Source organism: Bacillus sp. V3-13, assembly GCF_002860165.1.
Classification (GTDB): domain Bacteria; phylum Bacillota; class Bacilli; order Bacillales; family Cytobacillaceae; genus Bacillus_BJ.
The window spans coordinates 40,669-53,239 of the sequence record NZ_PGUZ01000028.1; the positions used below are offsets into that span (position 1 = coordinate 40,669).

12 protein-coding genes and 1 riboswitch are annotated in these 12,571 nt (G+C 42.0%); of the genes, 2 read left to right on the plus strand and 10 right to left on the minus strand.

All coding sequences use genetic code 11. From position 1 onward, the window contains the following. Positions 1-2: 2 nt before the first annotated feature. From CU633_RS11155 to CU633_RS11165, 3 genes are all read right to left on the minus strand, one after another. Entirely contained in the window at positions 3-1,064 is a 1,062-nt protein-coding gene (locus CU633_RS11155) for a FecCD family ABC transporter permease (protein ID WP_101660440.1), read from the minus strand. Beyond that, positions 1,027-2,004 carry an ABC transporter substrate-binding protein gene (locus CU633_RS11160; RefSeq protein ID WP_101660442.1) on the minus strand — a complete coding sequence of 326 codons (978 nt, stop codon included), beginning with the start codon at positions 2,002-2,004 and terminating at the stop codon, positions 1,027-1,029. Before CU633_RS11160 ends, CU633_RS11155 begins: the two co-directional genes overlap by 38 nt. A gap of 181 nt (positions 2,005-2,185) precedes the next feature. Then, positions 2,186-2,373, minus strand: a riboswitch (cobalamin riboswitch). A gap of 95 nt (positions 2,374-2,468) precedes the next feature. Further along, positions 2,469-3,245, minus strand: a complete 777-nt coding sequence (locus tag CU633_RS11165) for a hypothetical protein (protein WP_101660444.1) — start codon at positions 3,243-3,245, stop codon at positions 2,469-2,471. A 323-nt stretch (positions 3,246-3,568) separates the two neighbouring features. On the opposite strand from CU633_RS11165, the gene CU633_RS11170 reads away from it, so the two are divergent. Further along, positions 3,569-4,726 carry an FtsW/RodA/SpoVE family cell cycle protein gene (locus tag CU633_RS11170; protein WP_101660454.1) on the plus strand — a complete coding sequence of 386 codons (1,158 nt, stop codon included), beginning with the start codon at positions 3,569-3,571 and terminating at the stop codon, positions 4,724-4,726. 269 nt (positions 4,727-4,995) lie between these two features. On the opposite strand, the gene CU633_RS11175 is transcribed toward CU633_RS11170, so the two are convergent. Next, positions 4,996-6,324, minus strand: coding sequence for a 6-phospho-beta-glucosidase (locus CU633_RS11175; protein ID WP_101660455.1), 1,329 nt, complete (start codon positions 6,322-6,324; stop codon positions 4,996-4,998). 16 nt (positions 6,325-6,340) lie between these two features. Next, a complete protein-coding gene (locus CU633_RS11180) occupies positions 6,341-6,667 on the minus strand; it encodes a PTS lactose/cellobiose transporter subunit IIA (RefSeq protein ID WP_101660456.1) in 327 nt (108 codons plus the stop codon). A gap of 305 nt (positions 6,668-6,972) precedes the next feature. Here CU633_RS11180 and CU633_RS11185 point away from each other — a divergent pair, with 305 nt between their 5' ends. Beyond that, on the plus strand, positions 6,973-7,344 hold the full coding sequence (locus tag CU633_RS11185; RefSeq protein WP_101660462.1) for a DMT family transporter: 372 nt from the start codon (positions 6,973-6,975) through the stop codon (positions 7,342-7,344). 52 nt (positions 7,345-7,396) lie between these two features. Here the strand turns inward: CU633_RS11185 and CU633_RS11190 are convergent, their stop codons facing one another. From CU633_RS11190 to CU633_RS11210, 5 genes are all read right to left on the minus strand, one after another. Then, complete coding sequence (locus CU633_RS11190) at positions 7,397-7,711, minus strand: PTS lactose/cellobiose transporter subunit IIA (protein ID WP_257958659.1); 315 nt, start codon at positions 7,709-7,711, stop codon at positions 7,397-7,399. A 13-nt stretch (positions 7,712-7,724) separates the two neighbouring features. Continuing rightward, complete coding sequence (gene chbG, locus CU633_RS11195; protein ID WP_101660466.1) at positions 7,725-8,480, minus strand: chitin disaccharide deacetylase; 756 nt, start codon at positions 8,478-8,480, stop codon at positions 7,725-7,727. A 9-nt stretch (positions 8,481-8,489) separates the two neighbouring features. Then, entirely contained in the window at positions 8,490-9,839 is a 1,350-nt protein-coding gene (gene celB, locus CU633_RS11200; protein WP_101660468.1) for a PTS cellobiose transporter subunit IIC, read from the minus strand. A gap of 13 nt (positions 9,840-9,852) precedes the next feature. Then, positions 9,853-10,158: a PTS sugar transporter subunit IIB gene (locus CU633_RS11205; RefSeq protein WP_101660469.1), complete on the minus strand. Its 306-nt coding sequence runs from the start codon at positions 10,156-10,158 to the stop codon at positions 9,853-9,855. A gap of 207 nt (positions 10,159-10,365) precedes the next feature. After that, positions 10,366-12,300 (minus strand): BglG family transcription antiterminator, encoded by a 1,935-nt coding sequence (locus CU633_RS11210; protein ID WP_101660471.1) that lies wholly within the window; start codon positions 12,298-12,300, stop codon positions 10,366-10,368. Positions 12,301-12,571: the final 271 nt, after the last annotated feature.

Genomic DNA, 12,571 nt, shown 5'->3' on the forward strand with positions numbered 1-12,571 from the left:
TTCTACCCACTTCTTTCTTTTCTTCTTCTCATCAAAATTGCAGCAAAGACAGGAGCACCAATTAAAGCGGTGATGACACCGATCGGCAGCTCTGTAGGCGAGATAATCGTTCTTGACACAAGATCAGCCAGAATTAAAAAACCGCTTCCGGTGATCATTGACAACGGCAGCAAATGCTTATGGTCCGGCCCCCACAAAAGCCTTGTTAAGTGGGGAACAACAAGGCCGACAAAGCCGATCGTTCCGGAAACCGATACTGCAGCCCCGGTTAAAATAGAACCCGCTGCCAGAACGATTTGCTTTCGCCTTTGTACATTTACGCCCAAATGCTGTGCTCTTTCCTCTCCAAACGACATGGCATTCAGCTCTTTTGCATTCATGATCAGCAAAAGTGCTCCAACGATAAAAAACGGCAGGAAGATCATAATGTAATCCCAGCCCCGCATTGAGACACTTCCAAGCAGCCAGCCAATGATTTGCCGAAGCTCCTCTCCTGTTAATGCAATCATTAAAGAAATGAGTGCTCCTAAAAAAGAACTAAAGATAATTCCCGTTAAAATGATCGTTTCCACTCTCATCGACCGGTCTATTTTTCTCGCAAAAAACAAGACGGCAAATATCGTTACAAAGGAGGCGAGAATACTAAAAACAGGCAGTGTAAACATCCCGGCAAATGGGATGGTAATTTGAAAGAAAAGCACGACAACCGCGCCAACTGAAGCTCCGGATGAAACGCCAAGTGTATAAGGATCCGCAAGCGGATTCCGTAACAAGCCTTGAAAGGCGGCTCCTGCAATCGCAAGAGACGCCCCAACAAGCCCGGCGAGAATCACTCTCGGCAGCCGGATATTTATGACAATATTTGTGTACATCGGTTCTATTGTCCCGCCTATCGGTACGTGGAAAACGTTCACAGCAATGATTTGGATGATTTGGGTGACAGGAACCGAAACGGTCCCGGCCGATATTCCCATCAGGATTGCAAAAAACAGAAACAATCCTGCTAAAACATAAGCAGCTGTGCGATTATTCTCCAAAAACGTCCGGATAAATGGCCTTTGCAATTTCCTCTACTCCTTCGGCAAGACGAGGGCCTGAACGGGTTACCATGTCAGAGTTTAAATCCACTATTTGTTGATTTTGGACGGCTTTCACATCCTGCCAGCCATCCCGTCCCATGACCGTCGCGACCGGATCCCCGGTATATGCGCCATGTGTGGTTAAAACGACATCCGGATTTTTTTCAATAACGGCTTCCTGATCGATCTCAGCCCAGCCTTCCAAATCACCAAAAGCATTCTTTGCATTGACGATTGTAAGCATTTCGTCCATAAATGTATTTTTGCCGGTCGTAAAAATCGGATCTGAAGATACCTCAATGTAAACTGTTTTCCGGTCGGCTTCCGGAATATCAGCTGCTTTTTCCTTTATCTGGTTGATTCGGTCTTTCATATCTTTGATAATCCGGTCTGCTTCATCGGACTCTCCGGTTGCCGTCCCGATCATTTCAATGGAATCGTATACTTTATCGAAGCTTGTCGCGTCATTCACAACCAAAACCGCAATACCTGCATCTTTTAACTGCTGCAATCCTGTTTCACTGTTATGGGCACTTGAAGCGTGTGCGAGGACGAGATCAGGATCCAGGGAGACTATTTTTTCAACATTAAACTCCATACCGCCAATCTTTTCCTTTGATACTGCCTCTTCGGGATAATTGTCATAATCAGAAACGCCGACAATTTCATCTCCTAAACCTAATTCGAACGCAATTTCCGTGTTGCTCGGCATAAGCGAAACGATTTTTTCAGGCTTTGCCTCTATTGTTACTTCTTCTCCGAGGGCATCTTTAATCGTGACCGGAAAAGCAGCCGTTTCTGATTGATTCGTTTGTTCCTCTCCGCTGTTTGTTGAATCCGGAGCGGCTTTCTCTGTGTCTCCACAAGCAGCTAACAAACCAACCGCAAGCAGTAGTGCAAATAATAGTGAATATAGTTTTTTCATGTTCTTTCCCCCCACCAAAATATGATAAAACCTCCACGAACAAAAAGCGGCTTGTCCGGTTTACTGGACGAAAAATAAAAAAGCACCTCCACGAGAATGCGGAGATGCTGTAAGGGCTTTGCAAGCATAACAGTTCCAAACTGGCTAAACCTTCACACACCTCCCTATCCTCGTAGGTTTTCACGGTGCAGATACTCAGGCAGGTCTCCTGGCTCATGGTCATCACTTGCTGCATCCTTCCCATACAATTTCTGTACAGTGGCTTATTGCAGCTTGCTACCATTTACAGTGGCGGGACCGCGTTGGAATTTTCACCAACTTCCCTTTTAAGTCTTCCTTAGGAAAGACACCTGAGTCTGTGCGTATGTATTTAATTTTCCGTCAGATTGATTATACACCATCCCTCTGACACAAAAGCAAGCTTTATCTTCTTGTGGCCTTGATAAAATGGAACAGGATATTCACTAATTCGTCAAAACCTGCCATTCTTTCTGTTTTTTATCATAAATCAGTTTTGCATCTGATCGTTGTCTGCGCACTTGCTGATAATGGTCATACATATCATCCATGTTCGCATAATCGCCGAGCACCCATATCGGAATTTCGATTCTGCTCCTGCTTTGGACAGCGTCCTTCACGGAAAATAATGCCCCTTCCTTTATATAGCTTGACAGGGAAAACAACAGTTCTTTCGTTACCGGCGGATACGAACGCTTTTTCTTTATGCCGAGAAGTGTTTTCTCCATTTTTAAATGCGACAGTTTTAGCGCGGTTACATTGCCAAGCATATCGTAAAAATCGTTGATATTCCGGTAATAAATTTTATTAAACCAGCCGTCCTCATGCGCTAAATACACAAACTGGTTGCCAAGATGGCTATAAAAAGGGCGCTTCAAATGCTGCTTTAAATGGCCTAAATAAAGCAACTCCGCGATTTCCTGGCCGGATAATTCATCCAAAGCATCTATTTCATCAAAGTCAAGCCAGCAAAAGTCGCCGTAGCTATAGACATCATCCTTGATCAATTGGCCAAGCCGCTCCTTTGGAACATACTCAAGAAACGTGTGCATATTAAAATCGCCATCATCAAATCGATGCTTCAGCAATAACAAATGATTCAATGGTTCTGACAAGGATATAGCGAATTCATAAAACTCAATCCCGGACGACATCACATATTGGCTTCCCGTATTCAGGTGTACATAGATGAGATCCCGAAATTCCTGATTATGCTTTTTCAATGGCGAAACCTCCGCGCAAGTAATAATCAAACCGCAAATACCAGCTTATAAGAAATAGACAGCTTCAAGGAAACTGTCTATTTTTAACCAAATTAATCGTATCCTTATCATTTTAGCAAAAATTTTCAATAATATCTCTTTTAAAAACCCATCTTTTTATTAGACCTTATTTTCTGAAAAATAGTTTCACTTTTTTGCTGAATTTCTAAAAACTATTTGCCGTTACATGGAAACTTAATGCAAAAATATATCGTCTATATTATATACGGGGCTTACAGAAAATTTTACCGTGCCAACGATATTTATAAATAACGAGGTTAAAAATGAATAAAAACCAGGTAAATTTTGATGCCAATTTATTATTTATTATATTCTTATTTATGATCATTAGCTGTTTATCGATTTATAGTTCACAAAAATACTTGCCATATCCCGATAATTTCGCCATGAAGCAAGTTGTCTGGTATGTGGCCGGATTAGTTATATCGACTGCCGTTTACTTTTTTGATTTCGAGCAAATTAAAAAAATATCCGTCTATTTATATTTATTTGGAGTCATGCTTCTTTCTATTTTAATTGTGGCTCCGGAAAGTATTGCTCCAGTCACGAAAGGTGCCAAATCGTGGTTTTATTTTGAAGGGATTGGTACTATTCAGCCGTCTGAATTTATGAAGGTGTTTCTGATCGTCTACTTAGCAAAACTGATTACAATGCATAATGAAAAGTTTTTGGAGCGGACCATCCGCACCGACCTTGTCCTCATCTGCAAAATCGTCGCAGCCACTCTGCTGCCGCTCGTGCTGATTTTGATGCAGCCTGATGCCGGTACAGCAATGGTGATCTGCATCATCATGGTTGGGATGTTGTTGGTGTCCGGAATTCATTGGATAATCATTGCTGCCATGGCATTATTATCGTTCATAGTGCTCGGGGCCCTTGTTTATGTTTATGTAAAGGCGCCGGATCTTTTATTGCTTTTCCTCGATCCTTACCAGCTAAACCGGATTGAATCCTGGCTCGATCCTTTTAAATACCGGGAAGGAATCGGCTACCAACTGGCAAATTCGATCCTGGCAATAGGTTCCGGAACGATGTATGGGAAAGGCTTCGACAACGCCCAGGTTGTTGTACCGGAAGCGCATTCTGATTTTATCTTTACGATTATTGGCGAAGAGTTTGGCTTCCTCGGCACAAGCATTGTCGTCGGCTTGTACTTTATTTTAATTTACCGAATTATCATTATTGCCCTGCAAAATAAAGGAGTATTTGAATGCCTGATCGCCGCAGGTGTCATTTCAATGCTCACCTTTCATATTTTCGAAAATATTGGAATGGTGATCGGGCTCGTACCGATTACGGGAATCCCTTTGCCATTGCTTAGCTACGGGGGCAGCTCCATTCTCGGCTCTTTATTGGCGCTAAGCCTCGTCTTAAACATCTCGGCGAAAACAAAGAAGTATATGTTTGGGAATAATCAATGATTTGTTTTGATTAACGGCGACGGCTCATTTAAGGAGAGACTTTATGGATAGAAAGAAATATATGATTAAAATATTCTTAATCATATCGCTTCCTTTTTTTACTTTTATCTATTTAAATATGGGTTTGGGCCCCTTCCTTTCTCTCATAGCAGGATTATCTTTAGTTATTGTCCTAGCTTTGTTTTTTTCTCCCAAGGCACCTGATAGGATGTAAGCCAAACAAAATATGGTTCTGATGCTTCTTGCACCAGAACCATGTTTCTTTTTTGTTAGGCCTCAATCTTCTTAAAAAACTGCGGCAAGTGCTCTTTATGTGCTTCCATCATTTCGTCCATTATCTGCCGGCCAATCCTGTCAGAAGGAGTCAGCGGATTTATCGTCATCGCCAGCAGGACTGTATTATAGTCCCCAGTGACCGCTGCTTCCGCAGCAACTCTCTCAAATGACTTAATCTGCTGAACAAGCCCGCGGACCGGGACGGGCAGGTCTTCCATCACAAGTGGTTTAGGACCGTCCTTTGTAATGACACAGCTTACTTCTACTGCAGATTCATTCGGAATGCTGGCAATGGCTCCATTGTTCCTTGTATTCACAGGCTGAATATCTCGTTTATCATTGTAAATGGACGTGATCAAGCGAACTGCAGCATCTGAATAATAGGCACCGCCCCGCTTTTCAAGTTGTGGCGGTTTAATATCCAAATTCGGATCTTTATAAAGCTCGAACAATTCTTTTTCAAGTTTTTGGACTACTTCAGCGCGAGTTCCTTCTTTTTCGGCATTTTCAAGATCTTTATCAATCATTTCTTTTGTTTTGTAATAGTACATATGATATGGACAAGTTAATACATTTAATGCTTTAATGAATCCCGGTTCCCAGCCCAATCCTTGAATATTCTTGACGAAGCTGCTGTTATTCGGATCTGTCAACAGATCAATGACTTTATCCTTCACACTCTCTCCGTCGAGATAAACATCCAATCCATACACCATATGATTCAAGCCGGCAAAATCTATGCGTATTCGTGAATGGTCCACATCAAGCAATTTGGCAATTCCCATCTCCATCCCGATTGGGACATTGCACAGGCCGACGATTTTTTTAATGTTGGAATAGCGCAGCACTGCTTCTGTTACCATGCCTGCCGGATTCGTAAAGTTAATCAGCCAAGCGTTTGGACATAACTCTTCCATGTCCCGGCAAATATCCAAGATGACCGGAATTGTCCGCAACCCCTTGAATAATCCGCCCGGGCCGTTCGTTTCCTGGCCGAGCACACCGTATTTCATTGGAATTCTTTCATCTTTTGCACGTGCTTGCAGCAAACCAACACGGAACTGGGTTGTAACGAAATCCGCATCTTTTAAAGCTTCCCGGCGGTCAAGCGTTAAGAAGATTTCAATTGGCAGACCCGCTTTTCTGACCATGCGCCTGGCGAGATTGCCGACGATCTCCAGCTTTTCCTTACCTGCTTCAATATCGACCAACCAAAGTTCACTTACAGGAAATTCATCATACCTTTTAATAAAACCCTCTACAAGCTCCGGTGTATAGCTTGAACCCCCGCCAATGGTTGCGATTTTTATACCTTTTTTCATGTTCTTATACCTCCACTTAATTTGAAATTCTCTCTAACTTAATCATTTCATATAAGTCTACAAATTCAGCGGCTAAATCTTTCAATGTAATAGCATTCATTAAGTGATCCTGGGCGTGAACCATCAGCAGCGAAACTGTCGCCTGTTCTCCTTTCACTTCGCCCTGAATTAACGATGTTTGAAATTTATGTGCCTCATTTAATGCATTTGCAGATTCCAGCAATTTTGCCCGCGCCCCATCGAAATCCCCCTGTTTGGCAGCTGTGATAGCTTCCATCGCTGAGCTTTTCCCATTTCCTCCATGGAGGATAATTTGAAAAATAATTCCCTCTAGTTCTTCCAATGCTTTCACCTCCGATGTCAAAGGAACTCATTGATATGAGATTGATAGTCCTTTACCCCTCCCTCCATTTTCATCATGAAAACCTTGTTCATGCTGGCGATCATTCTTTCATGGTGTGCAGTTGCTCATGCTTATTTCGTTACGTCTTGATGGTTTAAGCTTATTGTAAAAACGCTTACATTTACACTTATGCTTTTTCCTTTAAGAAACGGAAAAAGTTAATCCCTGATATTTGACGAACATATTCAAGGAAGGTAAAGTGAATCATAGCACAATGCAGAAACGATAAATCTGGAGGTTTTTCCATGAATTCATATTTGTTATTGGCGCTTGCGATCATTTCTGAGCTGTTTGGCACTTCGATGTTGAAAGCATCTGAAGGGTTTACACGAATACTGCCCAGCATTGGCGTCATTTTAGGCTTCGGTGTAGCTTTTTTCTCCCTGTCGCTCTCGCTAAAAACGATCCCATTGAGCATTGCATATGCTATTTGGTCGGGAGTTGGAACCGCCGCAACCGCAGTTATTGGAGTATTGATCTGGAAAGAAAAGATCAGTTTTAATATGGTTGCAGGAATTGTCCTGATCATAGTTGGAGTTGTTTTGCTCAATTTAAAAGCGCCACTGCATGAAACGTTTCAGGAACAGGGGCCAGGTAACGAGCAGAATTCTCAGTAAAAAAGGCAGATTCATGAATAAATTCTGCCCGCAATTCATTTTGGATGTCAGTCTATTTTCCTAGTATCCGTTCATAGAGGTCAACAAATTCCGCAGCTAATTCCTTGATCGTCATGGCATTCATTAAATGATCCTGGGCATGGACCATTAAAAGTGAAACTTCACTCTTGACACCACTCATCTCTCCCTGGATTAAAGATGTTTGGATATGGTGGGCTGCGTTTAAAGCCTCGCCCGCCAGCTGCAGCTTTTCTCTTGCTTTTTCACGATCCCCTTGTTTCGCTGCAGCTATCGCTTCGATTGCCTCACTTCTCGCATTTCCACCATGAAGAATCATTTCAAAGATGATTTGTTCTTTATTTTCCAATAGCTTCTCCTCTCTATACAAAGGACTGGGTAAACTCTTTGTAGGTAACCAATTCAACGCCCTTTTTTGCGACAGCGCTGCGGACATTGTTGTCTGTTAATATAGCCAGTTCACGGACTCTTTGAAGAGCATAGGAACTTCCGGTTAACAGCGGTTCGTCAATATATGCGGGATGGCACATTAGTTCAGCGCTTTCAAAAGAAAGGGATTTATCAATTAGCTCAATTAAGTACTCCGCGGTTAAACGATCTCCATAAAAATCCGGTATAAAATGCTGAACTGTCTGCAATTCAGTATTGCTGCGATGTTGAGAGTCAGCCGACACCTTTCGGACCGGAAGACGATATTTTTCGGCAAGCTTGCTGACAATCGGAAATATCTTTTCGTGACCATGAAGATGATGGTGGCTATCAAGATGTGTCGGGTTGAGACCGAACGAAAGGAATTTCTCAATTTGGCTCGTATATTCTTTTTCAATATCCATCAGTTCAGCAAACTCAATCAAAGCATTAGCGCGATGAAATTCTCCCTTTTCATTGATAAGAGAAAGGACATTATCATTCACTGGCCGGCCACAATCCAGGACGAGATGAATTCCTACCCCGAGATTCGGGTTTTCTAATGCAAGTTCTGCGGCATGCCGGGCGCCGGGCATATTGGCCATCAAAGTGGCTGAAGTAACAATGCCATTTTGATATGCCTCGATAATCCCGAGATTAATCCCTTTTGAATAGCCAAAGTCATCTGCATTGATAATCAGTTTAGTCATTTTCTCCTCCTATGCATTTATTACTTTATTTTCGCCGTTGCCAACCGGCACAGCATCATGCTCTTCAGCAAATTTTTGCTTATCCCACATCCTGAAAAACGGGTAATAAATAGCAAATGCAATAACAAAGTTGACGAGTTGAATGACGATTCCGGAAATTTTTCCGCCTGTTGCCAAATACCCTCCGATAAATGGCGGCATTGTCCAAGGAACGGCAATCCCCGCCGGCTTGGCAACCAGCCCGGTTTTCATGGCGATATAAGTGACAATGACAGTGGCCAGCGGTGTTAAAATAAATGGGACAATCATGATTGGATTCATAACGACCGGCATTCCGAACGTGATCGGCTCGTTTATGTTGAAAATACCCGGTCCAAGCGCCAAGCGCCCGAGCTGCTTCATTTGCTGGCTTTTCGCGAGGAAAACCATTGAAAGCACGAGTGCAAATGTTGCTCCGCTTCCGCCCATGTGAATAAAAATATCGAAAAACTGTGATGTAAATATATTTGGAACCTCTTCACCTGCTTGAAACGCGATACGGTTTTGGTCCATTGCCGATAACCAGATGGGAGACATAACCCCGCCTACAATAGTAGCACCATGCAATCCTGTTGACCATAGTAAATGAATTAAAAAGGCGGCAACAAGGCTGCCAATCAGACTTCCGCCCAATACGCCCAGCGGTTTCCCCAAAAGAACCCCGACAATATTATGCAGGCTTGCAAAATCGGTTTGTTCTACTGCTAAGCGCAAGATCCAGACAAGTGCGATAATAATAAAGCCCGGAATAAGGGCAACAAACGATTTGCTGACAGCCGGCGGGACGCCATCAGGCATTTTGAAAACGATATTTCTTTGAATAATCCACCGATAAATCTCTGTAGAAAGGATGGCAATCAACATTGCCACAAACAGTCCTTTACTGCCCATTAGCGCAGAAGGAATAGCCCCTCCTACCATAACAGCTTCAGTTGCACCTTCAGGAGTGAATGAAATTTCATAAGGTGTTGCCAATAAAAAGGCAGCCACTGAAATTGCCCCTGCTGATAAAGCATCCACATCATATTTTTCCGCAAGTCTGTAGGCGATTCCAAAGGCAGCGATGAGCGCCATAATATCAAATGTAGCCCCTACCGGATAAGTCAGTTTTGTCAGCCATGCCTCTCCAAACGTTCGCACCATGAAATCTGCATACCCAGGGATCGGCAGGTAACCTAAAATTAAAAACACCGAACCGACAATGATTAAAGGCATACTTAAAATTAATCCGTCGCGCAATGCTTGCAGATGCCGCTGGCCTGCTATGCGTGCTGCTGTTGGCATAACCTTGTTTTCTAGGATACTATTAAATTTGCTCACAGGGTTCACGCTCCTATTTAGAAACTAATTGTTTGGCAAACTTTAAAACCTCAGCGCCATTACACGTACCGTAATGAACAGTATTAATAACATCGACTGGAATGCCCTTTTCATCCCCCAGCTTTTTAAACGCAGGAAGCAGATAACGAACCTGCGGGCCGACAAGCAAGACATCGGCCTGATCAATATGGTTTTTGACCGCATCTCCCGGCACTGCCCAAATTTTACAATCCTCACCTTGTTCTGCTGCACTTTTTTCCATTTTGGTTACTAAAAGACTTGTAGACATACCTGCTGCACAACATAATAAAATGTTCAAAAAAATGACCCCCTTTATGTGATGAAAAGTATAATTCTTTCATAGTCCAATCTTATTATGAAAACGTTTTCATATACACACATTGTTTTTCCTTTGAATAACGGAAATCATTGTTTACTTGCTCCAATATCTACAAGTCTCTTTTTTGAAAAAAAAAGCCACCAATCCTCCAATTAAACGCCTGCCCGGAGGTGGTGGTTTTCCAAATTATCTTCTACTGGCAAATACACTCGTAAACTCTTTATAGGTTCTGCATCTTATCAATTGTTGGACAATGCTTGCATCGTCAACTACTTTTCCAAGCAAATGATACATTTCCTGCAAATCTGAACTGCTGTTCTTTTCGACACTCAATAAACAAACAAATTGAACACGCTTATCTTCCCAGATAATCGGCTTTTGCAAAGTACAGATTGACCAGAAGGTTTTATCTGTTTGCGGCACCATTGGATGCGGAATCGCTACAAAATTGCCGAAGCAAGTCGGGGATAAAGCTTCTCTTGCAAAAACCGATTGAATAAATTCGTCATCCACTAATCCGAGTGATTTCAGCTTTTCTCCCAAAAAGTTCAGAACTTCTTCACGCGTTTCAAATTTTTCTTGTAAAAATACCAGTTCTTCCCTTGTGTATTCAAACATTATTTTTGGGCTATCGTTCATGGCCATTTCAATTTTCTGAAAATCATCGCCGCCAAGAATCGTGTTGACCTCTATGACGGGTATAGGCAAGATATCACGGATCGGAATCGTACTGACAATAAAATCAAGCGTATGAAACGGAACCTCGTTTAACTTGTAGTACTCGGTTGTTCCGACTACTTCCAATGATGAACCAAACCTGGACTGAAGCTTATAATATAATAGTCTTGCACTCCCCAGCCCGGATGCACATACAATCATGCACCTTTTCAACTGGTTGTTTACCTTTCTCCGTTCTATAGCTGCACCGATATGAAGGGCAAGATAGGCAATCTCATTCTCATGAACGTCTATCCCTGTTTCGTCCTTTAAAACCATCCCGGCGAGAATTCCTGCTTCAAATGCGACCGGGTAATTCGATTTTATCGCATCAAGCATTGGATTTCGCAGATTCATGCCATATCTATAGCGGTTAATCGCCGGTTTTAAGTGCAGGCTTAATCCGACAATAAGTTCTTTGTCTTGTTTAATTCCAAGCATAAGTTCGCTTTCAATCTTATCGAGCATCTTCATTGTAAGATCATAGATGTTTTTATCAATAAAGCTTTGAATCTCTTTGTCACCTATATTCGGATTGGCAATGATTTTTGTGCCCATTAAATGAATTGCAACATAAGCGATTTCCGTTTCCGGGAACACTACCTGCAGCGCTGTCTCGATCTTTTTAACAATCTCTTTGGCAACCTCATATTCTTTCTGCTTCATGATGTCCATAAATTCCTCAGGATAGATTGATACATAATTGCCATTTCGTATCCGCAGGCATGCAATCGCAATGTGGATAATAAGATTGTTTAAGCCGATATCCGATAAGGTGATTTTGTTTTGTTTTATCTCATCAAGGATCATGTTTCGAACCGCGGCCATTTCTTCATTAGGCAGAATCGAACCGGGAACATTCATCATATCCTGTTCAGTTTCTCTCCGCCCAAAAATATATTCTGACATACAAAAGCGCAGCTTTACTTCTTCTCCCCTTAATTTCACACCATAATTAGGGCGTTTTTCCAGGACAATCCCGTAGGCCTGCAATATTTTCTTCACTTCGCGAAGATCATTTTGAACAGTTGACCGGCTGATGTACAATTCATCCGCTAACTCATCAAGCTTTACAAATGTCTCCGAAAGCAACAGGCGCTTGATTAAATAGTGGATTCTGTCTTCCGGCAAGGTTGGAATATTTTCTTTAGGGGAATTGTTCTGAAACACTTCTTTTAACAGCTTTAGAAAACGCTGGTCATCGTAAATTTTGAGCTCATACCCGCTCCCCCGCAATGATTTGATTCTTGCCCCATTCGCTGATAACAGCTTGTCCAGCTCTTTCATATCGTTTCTAACGGTTCTTGACGTTACTTGAATCACATTAGCTAAATATTCGCTCGTTAATGAATTCCGGGCTGCCATAAGTTGACGCAATATACTGCTCAACCGGGCATTAAGCATTTTGGCCCCCTCCGTCCAATTCACCTGAGTGATTTTCAACCTGTTTGTGAAAAATCTTGCTGAGTTTCCTGAAAATCATCTGCTGTTTTTTCCTATATTATACTGCATCCTTCACTCCAGTTTTCAGCTTTACCAATGAATTCATAAAAAAGAATCCGATAAATAACGCCAATATTCCAAGGCCGTTCATGTTTTTACTATAAACATGTTTTAAATTATAACTATATTTTATTTATAATAATTATAATTTAGTATTGATTTTAATGTGAGT